The sequence below is a fragment of the Fodinicola feengrottensis genome, assembly GCF_010993775.1.
GTDB classification, from domain to species: Bacteria; Actinomycetota; Actinomycetes; order Mycobacteriales; family HKI-0501; genus Fodinicola; species Fodinicola feengrottensis.
The window spans coordinates 110,716-131,004 of the sequence record NZ_WOTO01000002.1 but is presented as its reverse complement, the minus strand read 5'-3'; the positions used below and the strand labels follow the sequence as shown (position 1 = coordinate 131,004).

Annotated in this window: 14 protein-coding genes, 8 pseudogenes and 1 riboswitch; of the genes and pseudogenes, 10 read left to right on the top strand and 12 right to left on the bottom strand. The window is 66.4% G+C overall.

The genetic code is table 11. The features are described from left to right. The first annotated feature begins 107 nt into the window (after nt 1–107). A pseudogene (locus GNX96_RS60790) lies at nt 108–1,665 on the top strand (alkaline phosphatase D family protein). Nucleotides 1,666–1,731: 66 nt separating this feature from the next. On the opposite strand, the gene GNX96_RS02125 reads toward GNX96_RS60790, so the two are convergent. Beyond that, entirely contained in the window at nt 1,732–1,995 is a 264-nt protein-coding gene (locus GNX96_RS02125; protein WP_163566804.1) for a hypothetical protein, read from the bottom strand. Nucleotides 1,996–2,157: 162 nt separating this feature from the next. Further along, on the bottom strand, nt 2,158–2,361 hold the full coding sequence (locus GNX96_RS48065; RefSeq protein ID WP_279579108.1) for a hypothetical protein: 204 nt from the start codon (nt 2,359–2,361) through the stop codon (nt 2,158–2,160). Here GNX96_RS48065 and GNX96_RS02120 point away from each other — a divergent pair. Then, entirely contained in the window at nt 2,289–2,687 is a 399-nt protein-coding gene (locus GNX96_RS02120) for a septal ring lytic transglycosylase RlpA family protein (RefSeq protein WP_279579187.1), read from the top strand. The genes GNX96_RS48065 and GNX96_RS02120 overlap by 73 nt on opposite strands. 41 nt (nt 2,688–2,728) lie before the next feature. Here GNX96_RS02120 and GNX96_RS02115 read toward each other — a convergent pair whose 3' ends face one another. Continuing rightward, the gene (locus GNX96_RS02115) at nt 2,729–3,868 is read right to left on the bottom strand and encodes a LacI family DNA-binding transcriptional regulator (RefSeq protein WP_279579107.1); all 1,140 of its coding nucleotides are present in this window, start codon (nt 3,866–3,868) and stop codon (nt 2,729–2,731) included. A 123-nt stretch (nt 3,869–3,991) separates the two neighbouring features. On the opposite strand from GNX96_RS02115, the gene GNX96_RS02110 reads away from it, so the two are divergent. Together GNX96_RS02110 and GNX96_RS02105 are read left to right on the top strand one after the other, a co-directional pair. Continuing rightward, nucleotides 3,992–4,855 (top strand): GH39 family glycosyl hydrolase, encoded by an 864-nt coding sequence (locus tag GNX96_RS02110; RefSeq protein ID WP_163566803.1) that lies wholly within the window; start codon nt 3,992–3,994, stop codon nt 4,853–4,855. Beyond that, nucleotides 4,852–6,618, top strand: coding sequence for a discoidin domain-containing protein (locus GNX96_RS02105; RefSeq protein WP_163566802.1), 1,767 nt, complete (start codon nt 4,852–4,854; stop codon nt 6,616–6,618). The genes GNX96_RS02110 and GNX96_RS02105 overlap by 4 nt, the downstream gene beginning before the upstream one ends. A 134-nt stretch (nt 6,619–6,752) precedes the next feature. Here the strand turns inward: GNX96_RS02105 and GNX96_RS62205 are convergent. The 6 genes and pseudogenes from GNX96_RS62205 to GNX96_RS60785 form a co-directional block, all read right to left on the bottom strand. Further along, nucleotides 6,753–7,370 (bottom strand): annotated as a pseudogene (locus GNX96_RS62205) (MBL fold metallo-hydrolase); the annotation flags it as partial. Between the two features lie 199 nt (nt 7,371–7,569). Beyond that, a pseudogene (locus tag GNX96_RS62200) lies at nt 7,570–8,580 on the bottom strand (serine hydroxymethyltransferase); the annotation flags it as partial. Continuing rightward, nucleotides 8,564–8,758, bottom strand: a pseudogene (locus GNX96_RS48055) (serine hydroxymethyltransferase); the annotation flags it as partial. The pseudogenes GNX96_RS48055 and GNX96_RS62200, both read right to left, overlap by 17 nt. A 53-nt stretch (nt 8,759–8,811) precedes the next feature. After that, nucleotides 8,812–8,931, bottom strand: a riboswitch (ZMP/ZTP riboswitch). Nucleotides 8,932–8,934: 3 nt separating this feature from the next. Next, the gene (locus tag GNX96_RS02090) at nt 8,935–9,675 is read right to left on the bottom strand and encodes a VOC family protein (protein WP_163566801.1); all 741 of its coding nucleotides are present in this window, start codon (nt 9,673–9,675) and stop codon (nt 8,935–8,937) included. A gap of 86 nt (nt 9,676–9,761) precedes the next feature. Continuing rightward, the gene (locus GNX96_RS02085; RefSeq protein ID WP_163566800.1) at nt 9,762–10,484 is read right to left on the bottom strand and encodes an alpha/beta fold hydrolase; all 723 of its coding nucleotides are present in this window, start codon (nt 10,482–10,484) and stop codon (nt 9,762–9,764) included. Between the two features lie 112 nt (nt 10,485–10,596). Next, nucleotides 10,597–13,690, bottom strand: a pseudogene (locus tag GNX96_RS60785) (alpha-mannosidase). A 217-nt stretch (nt 13,691–13,907) separates the two neighbouring features. Between GNX96_RS60785 and GNX96_RS62195 the strand changes: the two are divergent. The 6 genes and pseudogenes from GNX96_RS62195 to GNX96_RS02060 form a co-directional block, all read left to right on the top strand. Next, nucleotides 13,908–14,453 (top strand): annotated as a pseudogene (locus GNX96_RS62195) (threonine/serine exporter family protein); the annotation flags it as partial. Between the two features lie 40 nt (nt 14,454–14,493). Continuing rightward, nucleotides 14,494–14,937: pseudogene (locus GNX96_RS62190) on the top strand (threonine/serine exporter family protein); the annotation flags it as partial. Between the two features lie 76 nt (nt 14,938–15,013). Next, nucleotides 15,014–15,640 carry a threonine/serine exporter family protein gene (locus tag GNX96_RS02070; RefSeq protein ID WP_163566798.1) on the top strand — a complete coding sequence of 209 codons (627 nt, stop codon included), beginning with the start codon at nt 15,014–15,016 and terminating at the stop codon, nt 15,638–15,640. After that, a pseudogene (locus tag GNX96_RS62185) lies at nt 15,619–15,933 on the top strand (acyl-CoA thioesterase domain-containing protein); the annotation flags it as partial. The gene GNX96_RS02070 and the pseudogene GNX96_RS62185, both read left to right, overlap by 22 nt. Beyond that, on the top strand, nt 15,890–16,345 hold the full coding sequence (locus GNX96_RS62180; protein ID WP_390623890.1) for a hypothetical protein: 456 nt from the start codon (nt 15,890–15,892) through the stop codon (nt 16,343–16,345). The pseudogene GNX96_RS62185 and the gene GNX96_RS62180, both read left to right, overlap by 44 nt. Before the next feature lie 129 nt (nt 16,346–16,474). Further along, complete coding sequence (locus tag GNX96_RS02060) at nt 16,475–17,647, top strand: ROK family transcriptional regulator (RefSeq protein WP_163566797.1); 1,173 nt, start codon at nt 16,475–16,477, stop codon at nt 17,645–17,647. A gap of 17 nt (nt 17,648–17,664) precedes the next feature. Here GNX96_RS02060 and GNX96_RS02055 read toward each other — a convergent pair whose 3' ends face one another. From GNX96_RS02055 to GNX96_RS02045, 3 genes are read right to left on the bottom strand one after another with little or no spacing between them, the layout of a single operon-like run. Continuing rightward, a complete protein-coding gene (locus GNX96_RS02055) occupies nt 17,665–18,486 on the bottom strand; it encodes a DUF346 domain-containing protein (RefSeq protein WP_163566796.1) in 822 nt (273 codons plus the stop codon). Further along, the gene (locus tag GNX96_RS02050; RefSeq protein ID WP_279579101.1) at nt 18,486–19,430 is read right to left on the bottom strand and encodes a family 20 glycosylhydrolase; all 945 of its coding nucleotides are present in this window, start codon (nt 19,428–19,430) and stop codon (nt 18,486–18,488) included. The genes GNX96_RS02055 and GNX96_RS02050 overlap by 1 nt, the downstream gene beginning before the upstream one ends. After that, entirely contained in the window at nt 19,315–20,229 is a 915-nt protein-coding gene (locus tag GNX96_RS02045; protein ID WP_163566794.1) for a glycoside hydrolase family 20 zincin-like fold domain-containing protein, read from the bottom strand. Before GNX96_RS02045 ends, GNX96_RS02050 begins: the two co-directional genes overlap by 116 nt. Between the last annotated feature and the right edge of the window lie 60 nt (nt 20,230–20,289).

Below are 20,289 nucleotides of genomic sequence, written 5' to 3'. Positions count from 1 at the left end.
CCACCCACCATCGCCACCTGACGGACACCGACTGTCCACCTGCCGGTCGACTCCGCCCGGTAAGACTGCCTGCGGCCACATTCGCGCAGGTAAAGGCAGGTCTCGGCATGGTGTCCAGAAACGGTCGGAGCTCGGTGAGCCGGCGGTCGGTGCTCAGCGCAGGCTTGGTCGCGGGCGCGCTGGCGGTTCCCGGAATAGCGGCCGCGGCGGTCGTACGATCCGGTCGCCCGGTCCTCACGCACGGACTGCAGTCCGGTGACGTGACCGCCACCAGTGGCACGGTGTGGGCCCGCGCCGACCGGCCGGCCCGGCTGTTGGTCGAGTACGGATCGGATCCCGAGTTCCGCCGAGCCCGGCGGATCCTCGGCCCGGTGGTCACCCCACGTACCGACCTCACCGGCAAGACCATCCTGCCGGCCCTGCCGCCGGCTCGGGACGTGCATTACCGGATCACCCCGATCGACCTGCACGACTCGACGCTCACCGGCCAGTCCCAGACCGGTCATTCCGTACCGCGCCGATCGCCCGCGGTGATGTCTCGTTCCTGTGGGCCGGCGACCTCGCCGGCCAGGGCTGGGGAATCGACACCGCGCGCGGTGGTTTCCGGATTTTCTCGGCGATGCGCAAGCTGAACCCCGACTTCTACATCTGCAACGGCGACAACATCTACGCGGACAACCCCATCAAGGAGACGGTCCCGCTGCCGGACGGCAGCACCTGGCGCAACCTGGTCACCGTGGAGAAATCCAAAGTCGCCGAGACTTTGACCGAATATCGCGGAAACTACAAGTACAACCTGATGGACCAGAACCTTCGCGAGTTCTACTCACAAGTCGCGCAGATCCAGCAGTGGGACGACCACGAGACACATAACAACTGGTATCCCGGTCAGATCCTGGATGACCCGCAGTACACCGAAAAGCGAATGGACGTGCTGGCCTCCCGGGCCCGGCGGGCGTTCCACGAATTCACCCCGATCAATCCAGTTTATGATCCGCAGGGCCGGGTTTACCGGGTTCTGCACCACGGGCCGTTACTGGACGTTTTCGTGCTGGACATGCGGACTTTCCGGGACGCGAACTCCACTGACGCGCTGCCGTACGACAACGGCGGCATTCTCGGCCGCTACCAGGCGGAGTGGCTCAAGCGGGAGCTGGCTGCCTCGACCGCGACTTGGAAAGTCATCTCCAACGACATGCCGTTGGGAATGGTCGTACCCGATGGTACGGACCATTTCGAGGCGGTCTCCCAGGGTGACCCCGGACACCCGCTCGGCCGTGAGATCCAGATCGCGGACATCCTTTCTTTCCTTAAGAGGCAGGACATTCGCAACGTCGTGTGGCTGACCACCGACGTGCACTACACGGCGGCCCAGTATTTCGATCCGGAGAAGGCCGCATTCCCCGATTTCCACCCGTTCTGGCAGTTCGTCGCCGGGCCGCTGAACGCCGGCGCATTCCCGCCGGACAAACTGGACGGCACTTTTGGCGTACAGCAGGTGTTCGTGTGAAGGCACCGACGGTCGCCAACACCTCACCGGCCAGCGAGTTCCAGTTTTTCGGTCAAGTGTCCATCAATGGCGCCAGCAAGGACCTCACGGTACGGTTGCGGGACAATTCCGGCGCTGCGGTGTGGTCCACGACTCTTCATGCGCGCCACAGATAGGAAATAGCTCCTTATCGTCTGGGAATGCCACCAGCGTTACAGTTTCGACGTTGTCTGCGACAAGGTTCACAGATTGATCGGAACGGCGAACAAAGGCCCATCGACGTGCCAGAGTTTGCCAGGTCGCCAGCCGCCAGTGCCGCCGGTGGCGACCCCGATCAGCGCCGGTGAATATCCCCTTCCAGCGGGATTCTGGTCAAGCACCGGACTTGCGCAGATCATCCCGTACTCCAGTGGAAGGTCCGCTTTGTCCGGTAGGCACAGCAACGACGAGCCGTTCGATCCCACCGACACCGCAGAGTTCAACGTGGTCGTCCCGGAGGAAGGCACCGAAGCCGTTCCCTCCGTCCACGACCAGCAGACTCCTGTCGAGGATCAGCCGAAGCAGCCGCCACGCGCGTTTCGCCGGGTGCCGCGTACGCGCTATCTGATTGCCGGCGCCGCCGCTGTCGGCGTGTTGGCCATCGCCAGCGCGGGCGTGGCAGCCGTTCACTACAGCTCCGCGGCCGAGCCGTCCACCCAGGTGCACGTGACGACGCCCAAGCAGACGGTCGCTCCGACACCGTCGGTGTCCCCGGACGCACGCCGGTATCTCGACGGCGACCGCGCCTCCCCCGCGATGGCTGGCCGGCCAACCGCGACCCCGTCGCCCAGCGGTTCGCCCAGCTCGGACCGGTCCACCAGGAGCTCCAGCACCGGCGGCTCGGGCTCGGGCAGCGGCGACGGCGGCGCGCGCGGTCACCGGCGGCAGCACCTGCAAAGCGTCCTTCTATGGCGACGGCCAGAACACCGCCTCCGGCGAGCGGTTCAACCCCAACGCCATGACCGCCGCGCACAAGACGCTGCCCTTCGGCACGCACGTGCGGGTGACCAACATCCGCAACAACGAGTCGGTCACCGTCCGCATCAACGACCGCGGCCCGTACGTGGCCGGTCGCTGCCTGGACCTCTCGACCGCGGCCTTTGAGAAGATCGCCTCCACCGGTTCCGGCGTCATCACCGTCCGCTACGAAGTCGTCTAGGTCCTGTCTAGTTATTCCGCCGGGCGATAGCCAGACGGGGCCTAACTGCTGACGACCTTCAGGTAGCCGAGCGCGGATTCGCGCGTACGGATACTGACCGGCAGCACTACTCGGCGGCACGGACGCTCCGATTTCCCCTCGTCGATGCGCTCGGCTAGCAGCCGCATCCCCTGCCGGCCCATTTCGGTGGCCGGCAGGGCGGCGGCCGCGATGGTCAGCGGCAGAACGTTGAACGGGCCGGCGTCGTCCATCCCGGCCAGCTCGACCTCGCCCGGCACCTCGCGGCCGAGCGCGGCGAGATCGTGCGCGACCGTGGCGACCATGTATCCGTGCGCACAAAGCAAAACCGTCGGCGGCTCCGGACCATCCAGCAACCCGCTCAGGATCGCCTTTCGCTCCGGCTCCGGAAGCTGGCGATAGGACCTGAGCAAGGTGAAGTCGGGGCATACGGGCACGCCGTAAGTGGTGAGCGCGTGAACGTGTCCACTCAGCCGGTCACGCACGCTCGTACAGTCCGCCTCGTCCCACAGCGTCGCCATCCGCTGGTGCCCCTGGCCAAGCAGATAGCTGGTCAGCTCGAAGCCCACCGCGAAGTTGTCGACGATCACCGCATCCGTAGCCAGCTCGGGAAAATAGCGGTCCACGGTGACCAGCGGCACCTGTCGCCGGACCAGCTCGGCCACCGCCGGCGACGGCGAGTCGCCGTCGACCGGATACAGCACCACTCCGCTGACTCCGTTGTCCAGTGCCCGGCGGATCGAACGGTCCTGCACCTCGACCGATGCCTTGCTGTCCGACAACACCAGCTGGATGCCCAGATCGGCGCACACGGACTCGACTCCGCTGACGATCGCCGACAGGTGCGGGCCCATGCCGTGGATGACGCAGGCGATCGAGCGCACACTCCCCCGGCGGGTCGGCTTGACGGGCGCCGGCCGCTCCGCGACGAACGTGCCCCGGCCCTGTTGCCTGATCAGTACGCCGTCAGAGACCAGATCGTTGAGCGCCTTGATCGCGGTCGTGGTGCTCACTCCGAACCGCTCGCAGACCTCGCGTTGGCTGACAAACGGCTCATTTGGCACGTACTCGCCGCGCGAGACCATCCCCAGCAGGTCCTGCTTGACCTGCTCGTACCGGGGGATTTTCGGCTGACCGCTGATGTCCGCTCCGCTCCGGTCCAAGCTCGCGGACCTGGTTAACTTGTCATCTTAGTGCGCTTTTGGACCACCACGAGGACATCCATTGACACGTTAACGCGCTCTGGTTAGCGTGCCAAGTCACCCGAGCCCAGAAGAGGGACCAAGATGCCTCGGAAAGCGCTGCCCCGACTCCTGCTTGCCGCCCTCCTTACGGCCGCTTTTGGCCTCGTGGCGGCTCTTCTCCCGAATACTCCGGCGGCCGCGGACGGCCCGGTGTCCACCGTGACGGCCGATTTCTCGGCAAATAACGGCACCGGCTCGCCCTACGTGCTCGGCGGCGGGATCAACACCCTCGACAATCCGAGCAAAGTCGATGCCCTCCGCCAGTCCGGCGTAACCATGCTGCGGCGCGACGCCTATCTGAACGACATCCTGCCGAACAGCACGGTCGCCAACTACAAGAACAACGTGAACAACATCCAGGATCCATCCACCTGGGACTGGAGCAAATACGGCTGGGCGGACACCTATCACAGCCGTGGCTTCAAAGTGCTGCTCATCATGAGCTACGACACGCCGTGGCTCGGCTACGGCTGCAGCGGTTGTGACTATTTCTCGCCACCGCAGGATTTCGACGTGTACGAGGACATCGTCAAGAAGATCTACCAGCATTTCCAGGGCAAGGTCGATATGCTGGAAATCTGGAACGAGCCGGACCTCGACCACTTCCTGAACACCACCGGCAGCCCCTACCAGGGCGACAATTTGCGAGCGTACAAAGACATCTACCAGCACGCGTCGCATGCCGTCCGCTCGGTGGACAGCACCATTCCCATCGGCGGCCCGGTGGTTTCCAACCCGACGCTCACCAGTTGGGCCACCGCACTCTTCCAGGATCCCAATATCCCCGCCGCCAACATCAACTTCCTGAGCTACCACCACTATTCGACAGCGGCAAACGACGTGGTGCCGACCTGGAAGTCGATCGCGGCCGCCGCCGGCGGGGACCGACCTTCCCGGTCTACGTGACCGAGTGGAACTGGACACCCGCCTTCAACCTCGATCCGATGAACAACGACCACCCGAACATGATCAGCTTTGACAGCAATCGGCTGACGAACATGTACTTGCAACATACCGACGGGGCGCTTTTCTACGCGGACAATGACAACTCCGTCAACCCGGATTTCTTCGGGGTTTACGCCAACGGCACCATGACCCCGAAGTCACGCGCTTACCACCTGCTGTCCCAGGATCTCGGGCTCGGAGCGGGCCCCGGCACGATCCGCGGCATCTCGTACGCGGCTCCGGTGACGAACGCGGCGGCGGCCCACACGGCTGCCGGCGAGAACGTGGCCTGGGTCGTGAACGACGGCACCAGCCCGCTGCAAATAGACCTCCGGCTAACCGGGCTTGGCGGCGGGTCTTCGGTGCAGGCGAACGTTTTCGAGGCCAGCGCCAACCAGGCCGTCGGCTCGCCGCGCTCGTCAACGCAGCTGGCCGTCAGTGCCGGTGCCGTGACCGTACCGCTGAGTGCGCCAGCCAAATCACTTGTCGGCGTACGCCTGACCTCGTACCCGATCGCGGACGAGACCAACCTCGCCCCGGCGGCCACCGCAACGGCTTCCTCGTCTTCGGGCGGGTTCGTAGCGGCTGAGGTGACCGATGGCATCATCGGTCGATGGGGCCTCGGTGAATGGGCTTCCAACGGTGAGAAAACCCCGTGGGTGCAGCTCACTTGGCCGACCGCGCAATCCATCGGCAGGGTTGTTCTCTATGACCGCTCGAACACTACCGACCGGGTCACCTCCGGCACGTTGATCTTCAGCGACGGCAGCTCCGTACCCGTACCAGCACTGTCCGATGACGGGACCGGCAAAGCGATTTCCTTCGCGCCACGCGATGTTTCATCGGTACGGCTGCAAGTCGACAGCAGTTCCAGTGGAACCCTCAACAGCGGGCTGTCCGAATTCCAGGTTTTCCACGGTGACAACGTGGCGCCGGACGCGACCGTCACCAGCTCCTCGCAGCTGGACACCGGCGCGCATTCCCAGGTGAACGCGGTCGACGGCATTTCCGGACAGGCCAACGGACAGTGGGTGTCCACCGAATCAACGCCATGGATTCGTACGACCTGGATCAATCCTCGCCCTGTCAACGAAGTTGTCCTTCGCGACCAGGTCGGCGGGAGCGGCCACGCGAACAGCGGCACGCTGACCTTCAGCGACGGCAGTTCCGTTCCGGTGACCGGCATCGCGACCGACGGCTCGCCGAAATCGGTGTCCTTTCCGGCCAGATCGGTGGGCTGGGTCCAATTCCAGGCAGACGGTGGGACCGGCAGCGATGTCGGACTCTCCGAATTGCAGGTGTTCCAGGCCGCGAACCTGGCTTCGGCCGCCGATGTCTCGGCCTCCTCGGTCTTTTCCTCCACGGCCGACGGCACTCTGCCGGCCACCGGAGCGACCGACGAGATCATCAATCAGTGGTATGCCGGGGAATGGGGATCGCAGGGCGAAAAGAATCCTTGGATCCAGCTGAACTGGCCTACCGTGCAGACGGTCGGCAGTGTTGTCCTTTACGACCGGAACAACCTGATCGACTGGACGATGGGCGGCACTCTCACCTTCAGCGACGGCAGCACGGTCGCGGTGTCCGGAATCGACAACACCCGGCTCGGCAAGGTGGTCACTTTCCCCACCAGGACAACCACTTCGATCCGGTTCCAGGTCACTGCCAGCGGCACCGGCAGCCTGAACAACGGCCTGTCCGAGATCCAGGTTTTCGCCGGCTAGACCCGCATGACCAGTCCGTCGTCGGCTGTCTCGTACGCGAGATCAGCGCGGTGATCGCGGACATCGCAGGACAGGTGGGTGAGGATCACCCGCTTGCAGGTGAGTTTCCCAGCGTACGAAAGTAAAGTCTCATAAGTGAGGTGATACGGAACCGCCCTGGCGCGGTAGTAGCACTCGGCGATCAGCAGATCCGCGCCAGCTGACGCCTCGATGATCCCGTCCGTCCAAGCAGTGTCGCCGGTGTAGGCGATCACCTTGCCGTCCACTTCGAGCCGCAGCACGAAGGCCGGCGCACCGCTGGGATGATCGCCCAACCATGCCCGCACTCGTACGCCGTCGATGTCCTTGGGCAGGTCGATGCCGGCACCCTGCTCCGCCAACTCGACCGTACGGGTGCGGAATTTTCGTCTGACCGCTGAAGATCCAGGGAAGAAGACCTCCATTGCGGCGACCAGCCGGTCCTCGGTGCCGACCGGTCCGCTGACCAAAAGGTTGTCCAGCCGGCCAGTGAACTGGCCGTCCAGGATCAGGAACGGCAGCCCACCGAAATGGTCGGCGTGCAAGTGCGAAAGAAAGACCGTACGCACCTCGCCTGGATCCAGGCCCAGGCGCCGCATCGCCACCATCGAGGTGGTGCCACAGTCGATCAGGAAGACGCCACCGGATTCCCGGCGTACGTGGATGCATGCCTGCAGCCGGCCGCCGCTGCCGAAGGCGTCGCCGGTGCCCGCGAACGTCACGGTCAGCGTCATTTCCCCATTGCACGCGCCGACGGTCACCTCGTGCAAGCTTTTTCAGCGGCCAGCTTGGCCGACGGGCGGCCGGCATCTGCGCCGACCGCCCGTGACCTTTCGGGATACCCCGATCAGGCGACCGGCAAAAACCCGGCGCCGGGAAACCGTCCATGAGGGCCTTGACCTCGGAACGGACCTTGGCGATGGTGTCCTCGTCCTGGTCCCGGGCGGCCTCTACGACCCGGTCGATCCATCCGGCGACGGTCGCCATCTCCGAAGCCCGCAGACCCCGCGAAGTCAGCGACGGCGTACCGATCCGCAGGCCCGACGGGTCGAAGGGCTTGCGCGGGTCGAACGGCACGGTGTTGTAGTTGACCACGATGCCGGCCCGGTCCAGCGCCTGCGCCGCCGGCTTGCCGGCGATGCCCTTGCTGGTCACGTCCATCAGCAGCAGGTGGTTGTCGGTGCCGCCGGAGACCAACTCGAAGCCGCGGGCGGCCAGCTCCTCACCGAGCGCCTTCGCGTTGGTGACCACCTGCTGCGCGTACGCACGGAAGTCCTCGGTGGCGGCTTCCTTCAGCGCCACCGCGATCGCCGCGGTGGTGTGGTTGTGCGGGCCGCCCTGCAGGCCCGGGAAAACCGCCCGGTCGACCGCCTTGGCGTGCTCTTCCTTGGCCATCAGCATCGCGCCGCGGGGTCCGCGCAGAGTCTTGTGCGTGGTGGTGGAGACAACGTCCGCGTGCGGGATCGGCGAGGGATGCACGCCAGCGGCGATCAGACCGGCGATGTGCGCCACGTCCGCGGCCAGCACCGCGCCGACCTCATGGGCGATCTCGGCGAACGCGGCGAAGTCGATGGTGCGCGGCACGGCCGTACCGCCGCAGAAAATCAGCTTCGGCCGCTCGGCCAGCGCCAGGTCGCGGACCTCGTCCATGTCGATCCGGCCGGTCTCCTTGCGGACGCCGTACTGCACGCCGCGAAACCACTTGCCGGTGGCCGAGACACCCCAGCCGTGGGTGAGATGGCCGCCCATCGGCAGCGACATGCCGAGCACGGTCTCGCCCGGCTGCAGGAATGCCAGGTAGATCGCGAGGTTGGCGGGCGCGCCCGAATACGGCTGGACATTGGCGTGGGCGGCGCCGAAAAAAGCGCGCCTTCGCGCGGTCGATCGCCAGCGTCTCGATCGGGTCGATGTTCTGCTGGCCCTCGTAGTAACGCTTGCCCGGATATCCTTCGGAATACTTGTTCGTCAGGACCGTACCGGTGGCCTCAAGGACAGCGGCGGACACGTAGTTCTCGGACGCGATCATCCGCAGCGTGTCGGCCTGCAGCTGCTCCTCGGCGCCAATCAGCGCGGCGATTTCCGGGTCCTGGGCGGACAGGGCGGGGTGACGGGTGTCTGTCATCGGCTCTCCTGGCGATCTCGGGTCGATCCGCTGCCGGCGCAGCGAGAACGGACCCGGCGTGCCCAGGCGAACGGCACTCCGGAAAACTCCCCAGCGCAAGCCAGGTGTGCCGCTTCCTCGTGGTCGCTTCCACGTCCGCGCGATCCGCTCGTACGCCAGTCACGGCACTCTTTACCTTACCCACCAGCCCCGCCAGCTGGCACCCGGGTAGTGATGCAGTACGGCAGTCCAGCGGGGTCCAGCAGGGTAAGCCAGTCGTCGGTTGCTCGTACGAAAGAGGCCCCGAGCGCCTGGTGCCGGCGCACCTCTGGCTCCCGCCCGTCGCAAGCCAAATCCAGGTGCGCTCGTACGAACGGCTCCGGCTCCTCCAGCCGTTGCAGCAGCAGTCTTATGGGCATGCGGTCGGGACGTACGAGGTGTTCGAACTCCCCTGCGGGATGCCGTTCCCAGCCAGTCAGCGCCGACCAGAAATCGGCCTCCCGCTGGTAGGTGGCCGGCGGAATGTCCAGACACAGCTGGTCGACCGCGCTCCGCTGGCCGTCCGGCCAGATCGCCGGCTCAGGTCGTACGCTCTCGCTGTGGTGCGCCACCACGCAGAACGGAAATCCGCCCGGCGACCGGAAGACGACCAGGGTCCCTTTGTCGTCGACCACCTCGGCGCCCAACGCGACGGCTCCGGCGATCTCGGCGCGTACGTCCTCGACATGCAGATCGAGGTGACAGCCACCGTCCCCGTCCACCACCTGCAACCGCAGGCAGGCGTCGCCCTCGGCCGGCAACAGGGTGGCGAACTCCAGGAACTCCCCGCGCCGAGCCGACAGCGTCGTGCCAGTCACGTCCAGCCAGAACGCCTCGGCCGCCCGTACGTCCGCCCTACGCGGCAGATCCAAAAACGCCGTCACCCAGTTGACTCGCACCGGACAACCTCATATCACCTCGTCGGAGCAGGGCGAAGGGGAAAGTCACTCGCCGCAGCCGGCAAGTACACCGAGCAGAATCTTTGCTAACGCTCCAGGAAAGCCGACACCATCGGCAGAACCAGCTCTGGCTGGCGCATCACCGCCATGTGCGTGGTGTTGGGCAGTACGGCCAGTCGCGAGTCGGCGAGAATCTCGTGCATTTCGGCGGCGTGCTCCAGGCGTACGAAGTCGGTGTCGCCGATGATCATCAGCGTCGGCGACGAGACATTGCGCAGGTCATCCGCGGTCCACTCACCGATGGTGTTCGGCGCTTGCGACACTCGTGGCAGAAATGTCATGAAAGCGTCCGGGGTCGGGGAAACCGCGGTGTACGCTTCGCGCATTTCCTGGAAATCAGCCGGAGTTGGCAGCCGTAGGTGTCCGTTGGGCAACTCCGAGTGCTGAATTTCCGGGTAGTAACCGGCAAGTTGGTACTGTGTGCTGGCCAGTACGAGCCGGTCGACCCGTTCGGGATGCAGCATCGCGATGCGCAGCGCGGTCAGCCCACCCACGCTGAATCCAAAGAAATCCGCCCGATCGAGCCCCAGCTGATCCAGCAGCGCGACGATGTCGCCGGCGAGAGACTCGATCGTGAAGTCGCGGTCGATATCCGCTGTGTGGCCGTGGCCCTGCATCTCCACCGCGATCACCTGACGGTTCGCCGCCAGCGCCGGCAGCATCGGGCCAAAAGTCAGGTCGATCGTGTGCACCCCCCCGCCGTGCAGCAGCACCAGCGGCCGACCTTCGCCGTGCAGCTCGTAATACATCTTCAGACCGTTTACGTACGCGCATATGCGCCGCTCATCGTTGGCCTCCAAGAAAAGTCAATGGCCCATCCACTGTATGGCAAACAGTGGATGGGCCATCAACCGCCGAAGCCTAACGAGCCTTCAGGCGTACGGTGACGATTTCAAACGGTCGCAACGGAACCCGCAGCTCGCCGTCCACGACCTCGCCGGCAGCATCGGCGAGCGGCCGCTCCAGCAGGTCGACGACCTTCGCCGAAGCGGCGTCGAAGCCGGTGGACACGGCGGCGGTCGTACGCGAGCCGGACGACTCGTAGAACCGGACGATCACGTCGCCGGAGCGGTCCTCGGCAAGCTTGACAGCCTCCGTCATCACGCCCGCACCGGACACGCTGACCAGCGGCTTGTCCGTGCTGGAGCCGGCCGCTACCCGCAGCGGCAGGTTCAGGGAGTAGCCCTCGGAGACCGCGTCCGCGATCTGCGCGCCGGCCCGGATCGAGTACGTGAACTGGTGAATTCCCTGGTCCGTCTCCGGGTCCGGCTCTTGGGCGCACGCAACAGGGTCAGTCGTACGGTCGTGGTCGTACCCCCGCCTGCACGGGTCGAACGGCCAACGTCGTAGCCATAAGTCGCGTCGTTGACGATCGCGACGCCATAGCCGGGCTCGGCCACGTGCACCCAGCGGTGTGCGTAGACCTCGAACCGGGCGGCGTCCCAGCTGGTGTTCGCGTGGGTCGGCCGGTAGACGTGGCCGAACTGGATTTCCGAGGCGGCCCGGTCGGCGTGCACGTCGATCGGGAAGCTGGCCTTCAGCACCTTTTCCGACTCGTGCCAGTCAATCTCGGTCTCGATGTCCAGCCGCTGGCTGCCCGCGGTCAGTCGCAGCACCTGCGAGATCTTCGACTCGCCAAACGACCTGCGAACACGGATCGCACCGGAAAGCGGGCCGGCGTCCAGGATCTCGATGCTGTCCACATCGGACAGATCGGTGTGCTTGTGCTTGTAGAACTTGTCGATGTCCCAGGCGTCCCACTGGTTGGGTGGTCCGGGTGCAGCTGCAGCAGGTTGCCGACAGTGCCCGGAGCGAGTGCCTCGCGGCCCTTTTCCAGGTCGAAAACAGATTGCAGGTTGCCGTTGTCGTCAAGCCGGACGCGTACAAGACCATTGTCCAGCCCGCGGTCGGTGACACTCACGGGGGTGACGCCACCGGGTAGCGACGGCTCGGCCGTACCGGTGCCCAGGGCCGGCGTCTGCGACCACATCGCGACTCGCCCATCGGCGAGTTTTTGGTCCGCCTCAACACCATGCGCCAGCTCGACCGGCACCGCGACGACCTCGGACCGAGCCTGCGGACCGGCGTTGAAAACCCGGATCCCGTCGCCCTCGCCGTCGCCGAACGCGCCGGCGATCAGTGTTTCCAGCTCACCGGCCACTCGCGCATACGTCTCGCGCGCCTCGCGGTGCACCCAGGCGATCGAACTGCCCGGCAGGATGTCGTGGAACTGGTGCAGCAGAACGGTTTTCCAGAGTTCTTCGAGCTTCTCGTACGGATAGTCCTTGCCCTGCAAGGCGGCCGTCGTTGCCCACAGTTCGGCTTCCCGGAGCAGGTGCTCGCTGCGCCGGTTGCCGGCCTTGGTGAGGTGCTGACTGGTGTACGTGCCGCGGTGGAACTCCAGGTAGAGCTCGCCGGACCAGACCGGGGCGTCCGGATATTCGGCCTCAGCCCTGGCAAAGAACGCCGACGGTTTCTCAATGGTGACCCGCGGCGCGCCTTCCAGGTTCGCGAGGCGGCGGGCCCGCTCGACGTGGTCGCGGGTGGGGCCGCCACCGCCGTCGCCGTGCCCGAACGGGATCAGCGAGGTCGAGCCGAAGCCCTTTTCGGCGTACTGGCTGACCGCCCGGGACAGCTCCTCGCCGGAAAAACACCGCGTTGTACGTGTCAACCGGTGGGAAATGCGTGAAAACGCGGCTGCCGTCGATGCCCTCCCACCAGAAAGTGTGGTGCGGCAACCGGTTCGTCTGGTTCCACGACAGTTTCTGGGTCAGGAACCAGCGTACGCCCGCCAGCCGTGCCAGCTGCGGAAAAGCAGCGGTGTAGCCAAAAGAGTCGGGCAGCCAGATTTCCTGGGTGTCCACACCGAACTCTTCGGCGAAGAACCTTTTGCCGACCACCAGCTGGCGGGCCAGCGCCTCGCCGCCGGGCAGGTTGGCGTCCGACTCGACCCACATGCTGCCGACCGGCGACCAGTTCCCGGATTTCACCGCGTCCTGGATCCGCTGGTAGATGTGTGGCTGGTTTTCCTTCACCCACGCGTATTGCTGCGCCTGCGACGCCGAGAAAACGAGTTCGGGATAGTCCTTTGCCAGCGCTGTCACGTTGGCGAACGTACGAGAAGCCTTGCGGACGGTCTCGCGCAGCGGCCACAGCCATGCGCTGTCGATATGCGCGTGCCCGGTCGCCGAGAGGTGGTGTGCGCTGGCGTTCGCCGGCGACGCGAGCGCGTCGGCCAGCTGCTCGCGAGCAGCCGCCGCCGTACCAGGCACGTCATGCAGGTCAAGCGCGTCGAGCGCGCGGTCGAGGGCGCGCGCAGGATGAGGTGCCGGCGCGGCTCGGTGACCGGCAGCTGGCGCATCACCTCGTCCAGCACCTCGACGTCATGGATCAGCTGCCACACGTCCTCGTGGCGGACCGCCAACTCGGCCTTGACCAGGCGATACAGCTTCGCGTCCGGTGCGGTCAGCCGGTCGCCCATCTCGGTGGGCAGAAAGTCGTGCAGAATGCTCGGGTTGGCGGCCGCCTCGATGAAGAGGTGGACGTTCTCCACGCCTTCGGCCACTGGGACGTACGCGTTCAGCGGCGCGATGCCCTTGATCGGCACACCGTCGGCGTCATACGCCATGCCCTCGGCCTGAAAGCCCGGGCCTTCGCCGTCGAAACCGAGGTCCATCACCACCTCGACCCGCTCACCTGCCCAGTCCGCCGGCACCTGGCCGGTCAGCTCGAACCAGGTGGTCGACCACGGTGAGCCCCAGGGCTGGCCGATCTCGAAAGACTCGTACTTGCCGTCGGCATGCGCGGCCAGCGCGTCGGACGCCGGCACCGGCTCCCCGTCCACGTGCCAGGCACGCACCTGCAACGGCGCGGTCCGCACATAGAGGGCCGGCCGGATGCGCTGCCGCAACGCGCGGCTCAGCCGTTCCTCGATCAGGGCGCGATCGTCGTGCACAAGGGTGTCCTCTCTCAGCCGGGACTCTGGACCCGGCCGCACTGTCCGCCGGTTAGTGGCATGGTCCACACTAACCACTGGTCCGGCACCTTTGCGCGGGGTTGCCGGCAGTGGTCAGCGGTGGTCCGGGAACGTTCCCATAATCTGGTCTTCACTGTGGTGCACGTGACAGCTTCGCGATGCTTGTCCAGGCCGCGTCGACACCTACGATAAACGTATGCCTCGCTGTGACAACGCTGTCACCGCGACCGACGGAACCATCCGGCCGGTCGCGGTTTTTTCGCGCGTTTCCAGCGACCTGAAGTCTCCGCGTCGCGGCGCTGCCCAGGCCGCGCGGATCGACGACATATCCCGGCCGCGTAACAACGCCATTACCCGGCTTCGGCCATCCATTTTCGCCATTCCCGCGGCTCGCGGCCGCGTCATCGCGCCCGCGGTCCGTACCGAGTCAAAGAAAGGCGGCGTCGAGCACAGCACTATGGAGACGTTGGTGGAGCGCACCCGGCGATCGAACGCGCGCACCGCTTGGGGACGGTTGCTGGACCGCGCGGCCGCCCGTCGGCTGGACAACCTGATCGACCTTGCCGAGGAAGAGCCGGGTGCGCCCGAAACGTACCGGGCCATGGATCTCGCCCTGCGAGTCGGCGAACTGTTGCTCGCCAGCGGCGAATCGACCGAGAGTGTCACGGAGGCGATGGTGAGCCTCGCGCAGTCGTACGAGCTGCCCCGGTCCGAGGCGATCGTCAACTTCACCGCGATCTCCATCTCCTGCCTGCCCGGCCGCGGCGCCGCGCCCGTGACGGGTGAGCGAGCTGGTCCGCCGCCGCTCCCCCGACTACACCAAGCTGGTCGCCGTCCACACGCTCATCCGTACGGCCGCCACCGGCACCTTGTCTCTGGACGACGCGTTCGCGCAGCTCAACCACATCAAGTACGGCCGAGGCGGGTACCAGCGCTGGCTGATCGCCCTCTCGCTGCCGCTGATGTCCGCCGCCGCGGCCATGCTGTCCGGCGGTGGTCTGCTGGTTTCCAGCATCGCCTTCCTGGCCGCGCTGCTGGCCGACCAGACCACTGTGCTGCTGGCTCGGCGTGGGATCGCGGAGTTCTACCAGTTCGCCGTCGCCGGTGCGATCGGTTCGCTGACCGCCGTCCTGCTGATGGCCACCGGACTCCCGCTGCACGGCTCGACCGTGGTCACCGCCTCGATCATCACGCTGCTCCCCGGTCGCGCCCTGGTGGCCAGCGTCACCGATGGCATCACCGGTGCGTACGTCAGCGCCGGCGCTCGCATGCTCGAGGTTTTCTTCGCGCGGCAGCGATCGTGTGTCCGGCGTCGGCCTGGTCGTCTACACCGCCGTCCACTGTGGACTGCCGCTGTCCATCGCCGGCCTGCCCGCTACCCCACCGGGACTCAACGCTCTGCAGATCGGCGCTGCGGTCGTCCTGACCGTCACTTTCGCCCTCTCGATGCACACTCCACCGCGCGAACTGCTGGCCGCGGCGATCGGCGGCGGCCTCATCTGGGTCCTTTACACCCTCCTTCGCGAAGCGGCCTTTTCCCCGATCATCGCCGCCGGCGTCTCCGCCGCCGCCATCGGCACCATCGCCCATTTCGCCGCCAGCTGGGCCCGCCGCCCCGCCCTCCCGTACGTCGTCCCGCTGATCGGACCGTTGCTGCCCGGCACCGCGCTCTACCGCGGACTATTGGAGCTGGGCGGCGGAAATGTCAGCCAAGGCCTGCTCCATTTGACGCAGGCGCTGGCGATTGGGATGGCTCTCGCCGCCGGAATCTGCGTTGGCGGCGAACTCGTACGCGCCTTCCGCGGCACCCCGATCGCCGCTGTCGCCAGCAACTGGCGCCGCCCCGCCGCCCGCCGCCGCCCGCGGATATTGATCGCATCTCCCGCTTTTGACCACAAACCAAACAGGTGCCATATCGTACGTACGTGACGGACCTGTTCTATGAAGAGCTTGGCGGCGGCAAGTTCCGCCCGACCGAGGCAACGACCAGCCCGTGGGACCAGCGGATGCAGCACGGCGGGCCACCAACGGCGTTGCTCGCGACCGAAATCTGCCGGCAGGCCGGCGGCCCGCCCCTGCGGCTGGCCAGGATCACCGTCGATTTCCTGGCCCCAATTCCCCGGTCGGACGCAGAGGTCGCCGTCCACATTGTCCGGCCGGGTCGGCGTACGCAGCTGACTGAGGCGACGATGGTCGTGGACGGCAAGGCGGCGGTCGTCGCCCGGGCCTGGCAGATCGCCGTCGGCGCGGCCATCGAGCCAACGCCGTCCGATTCCCCGCCGGCCCCTACCCGATCCGCAGCCGCAGAGCTACTTTCCGGGGATCGGCCGGTGGGGCTATGGCGAGGCGACCGAGTGGCGTTTTGTCAGTGGTGGCTGGGATGTGCCGGGTCCCAGCCAGGTGTGGGCGCACGTACGGCTGCCGCTGTTGGCGGACTCCGATCCGGAACTGGTCGGCCTCCAGAGGCTCCTCTTGTTGGCCGACTCGGCGAACGGCCTGAGCGCGCAGATGTTCCTGGGCGACTGGCTTTTCATCCCACCCACGCTCACGGTGACGGTTTTCCGCTATCCACAGAGCGACTGGATCTACCTCGACTGCCGCACCCCCACCTGTCCGCTGACGGCGGCGGCATGAGCGAGGCGCGCCTCTACGACGACGAGCACGGCTATCTCGGCAGCGCGACTCAACCATTGTACGTGGGTCCGCGTGGCTGACCACATTACGATGGTCTCTGGCGATAATCACTGAACCGGAGGTCATCCCGTGATCGGTCCGCGATCTGTCGTGCCGGCCGGCGATCTGACCCGACTGCGGCAGATCAACGAGCGGGCGGTATTGGCCGCCATCCGGGTCGGCGGCGAGCTGCGGCTTGCCGAGCTGGTGTCGCTGACCGGCCTTACCCGCGCGTCGCTGACCGAGGTCATCCGTGGTCTACGGGACAAGGGCTGGGTGGTGGAGCAAGACGCGATGACCGCAGGTCGGGGCCGGCCGGCACACCGCTACCGGTTCCACGCCGAGGCTGGCCACGTGGTCGGCCTCGACATCGGCGCGTACGCGGTGAAGGCCGCGGTGGGAGACCTGGCCGGCACCGTACTTGGCGAGGCACGGCGGCAGACCCGACCGGCGGACTCGCGGGCGAAGCGGCTGGATTCCACCGTCGACGCGGTCGGCGACTGCCTGCGGGCCGCTGAGCTGCCCGCCAACGCGGTGTGGATGACGACCGCCGGCACCACCGGGCGGATCGACCGGAACGGCCGGATCCTGCTGTCCGCGGCCATCCCCGGGGCCGGGCTCGACCTGGCCGGCAGGCTCGCGGAGCTGCTCGGTGGGCCGGTGCTGGTCGAGAACGACGTACGGCTGACCACCCTCGCCGAACAGCGGCTCGGGATGGCCCGTGGGGTCCGCGACCTGGTGGTCCTGCAGGCTGGCCGACGGGTCGGGCTCGGCCTGGTGCTGGACGGGGCGGTGCGGCACGGACACCGTGGCGCGGCCGCCGACGTGTCCAGCTTCAGTGCGTTGAGCTGCGATCATGCCGTCGACTTCCTCGACCTGTGCCCGGCCGTGCCGGCCACCGGCGGCACCGGCGACCGGATCCAGGACGTACTCACCGCCGCCGCCGAGGGCCAGCCGGCCGCCGTCAATGCCGTCGGCCGATACGTACGTGCAGTCAGCCAGGTCGCCGCCGCCGCAGTCTCACTTATAGACCCCGAGATGCTGCTGATTACCGGCACTCTCGCGCCCTACGCGGATCTCGTACGACCAATCCTGCTCGACGAGAGCCACCTGCGCTGCATCACCGTGCCACGCGTCGAGGTGTCCACGCTCGGCCCCGACGCGGTCCATCAGGGCGCCGTCCAGTACGCCCTTGACCACCTCGCCGACCTGCTCCTGGGTGACCCCGACAGCGCCCTCCCAGCGCTCACCCGCCCCCAGTAACGGAGCTTGTCCGCATCCTAGTTCCACGTGTCGTGGTGAAAAGTGCCGTCGACTTGTTGGTACCACCAATGCTGAAAGTGGCCGGTGGTGTCGAGGGAGAAAGCATGTTGCTCAGCGGTCCGGTAGTTGAAGGCGGCGAGGTCGCCGACCGCGAGGCCACCGTTGGCAAGGGTGGTCCAGTCCTCGTGCGCGATACCGGTGCCGTTGAGGTAGACGTGGTCGAGATGACCCGTGACGGAGTCCCGAAAGAAGACGTGTTTCTGCTGGACGTAAGGAAAACTGGCGGGGTTGCCGGCGATACTGAAGCCGGTGGCGCTGGTCAGGTCCTGCTGTGTCACCTGACCGGTCCCCTCGTCGTACCACCAGTGCTGCAGGTTTCCGTTCTGATCGCGGGCAAAGACGTGCTGCTCGGCTTCGCCGAAGTCGAAACCGGTGGGCGCCGCGTCGGTCGCGAGCTGCCCGCCCCAGCTGGCCTGGTGAACGTAGACCGGGTCGGACGGCTGCCACCACCAGCGGTGCAACGCACCGTCCGCGCCGCGAGCGAAGACGGTCTGGACGCTTCCCCACACGTAAGCGACGGGAGCACCGCCGGTCACCTGCCCACCCCAGTCGTCGGCCCGCAGCTGGCCCGGTACGGCCAGGTAGTACCAGTGATGCAGGTGCCCGTCCGAGCCGCGCGCGAAGACGTGCTGCTCCTCGCCGTACGCGAAACCGGCCGGGTCGCCGACGATGTCCAAGCCCGGACCGCCGGCTCCCACTGTCCAGTCCTGGGTGTCCCACCCGCCGGACACCCCGTTGGTCCACCACTGATGCAGGTGGTTGTCGGTGCCGCGGGCCATCACATCACATGCTGCTGGTGGGCGGTGACGTACGCGACCGGTTGGCCGGCCGCCGAGCCGGCCGGCGCGAGTTGCTCGGACTCAGTGGCCGACATCCCGGGCGCCCACCAGCTGTGCGTCAGACTTCCGTCCGGATGAATGACAAAAGCGTTCTGCGAGGTGCCGAAGACCTCCGTCCGCGACCCGGCCACCGAACCCGCTCCAGGATCACCTGGCGCCGGCGTCGCGAGAAAACCAGGTGCCTGGCCAACCAGGTTCAGGGTCGGCTGCATCTGGTTCCAGGTAGCGAAAAGTGGCGTCGTACCCCACGATTTCTGGGCCAGTGCCCGGTTCAGCGGTGCCAGATCCCGCTCCAGCCTGCCCGGATCCTCGGCCTGAGCGTCCCACTCACAGAGCAGAACACCGGCGAGGTGTGGGTCCGTACGACCACCGGGCAAAGTGCGGTTTCCGTTGAAGACTCCGGGATCGAACTGCTCCCAGATCCGCTGGCCAGATGTGTTGGGCAGACTCGTACTGCCCTCGTCGTAATAGAGAAAAGTGTTGTCGCCGTTGATCACCTGGTTACCGTTGGCGGCCAAGTCCGCCGGCGAAAGGCCGCCGGGCATGGCGAGCCAGTCCGTTACGGTGATGTCACTGTTGAGCGGCACTTTGCTGCTGGGAAACAGGTCGTCGCCCCACATTCGCATGGATTTTCCATGCTGGCGGGCAATCGCGTCGTTCCCGTTCATGAAAGCGCGATAAAGATCCTCGGCGGTGGCGCCGGCGCCGAACTGGCTGACCGCCGCTCGGGTCAGCGAGCCGAGATTTCCAGTGTCGTTCAGTCGCTGGTTATATTCCGGATATTCGTCGCCGCCGGTGTGCCAGGTCGATCCACCGAACCTCGCCAGGTACGTCGACATCAGGCCGCGCGCCCAGTTCACCGCGTCCGGACTCGCCAAGTCCAACGCCCCCGGCAGCTCGGTTCCACTGTCGTTGCGCAGCGTGTCTTGGTCCGGCAGCGGGGCATCGCCCTGGGTTCAGGTGTCCCGGCATGTTCACCACTGGCGTCAGCTTTACGTTGTACGTGGCGGCGAAGGCGTCGATCTGCTGCGATTCCGCCGCGCTGAGCGCGGAGGTGTTGGCACCGAACTGGAGCTCGTTCAGCTTCAGGTAGGACAAGTCACGAATTTCGTTGAACCACCAGCCCAGCGGAAAATGCCTGGCATTGGTGTCCACCAGGACAGCCCGCACCGCATACTGCGGCCAGTCCCGGACCGTACCGGCCGGCAATGCCGTCGACTGCCGCACAAGCTGCAGGATCGTACGGCTGCCCCAGAACGCACCGGCGACGGTCTGGGCACTCACCTGCAGCGTCGGCCCGACGGTCAGAGCGTAACCCTCGTTGCCCAGTTGCTGGTCAGTTGATCCCAGGCCAAGGAAAATATCGCCAGGCTGGGTCGTACCGACAGTCGCGGTGACCACCGGCGGCGACGGTACGTTCAAAGCCAAGCCGAGATCCGCGGCGAAAGTCCGCGCTGCCGCTGTCAGCGTGGCGGCGTCGGCCGGGTTGACCACCACCCGCGCGGCAGCGGTCCATGCGTATCCGGCGCCGGCACCGGCCTGCCACTGCCGGAGCGCGGGCAGCACCGCGGGCAGGGCCTCCGCGGCCGACGCCGGAGGCAGACCTGGAGACAGGCCAGCGGCCAGCACGAGGGCGACCCCGACGGCCAGCAGGATTCGGATCAGGCTTACCCGTTTTGTCATCTCAGACCCCTGTATGGATGCGCCTTATTACGATGGAGAGTGACGATAATCCGGATCGTC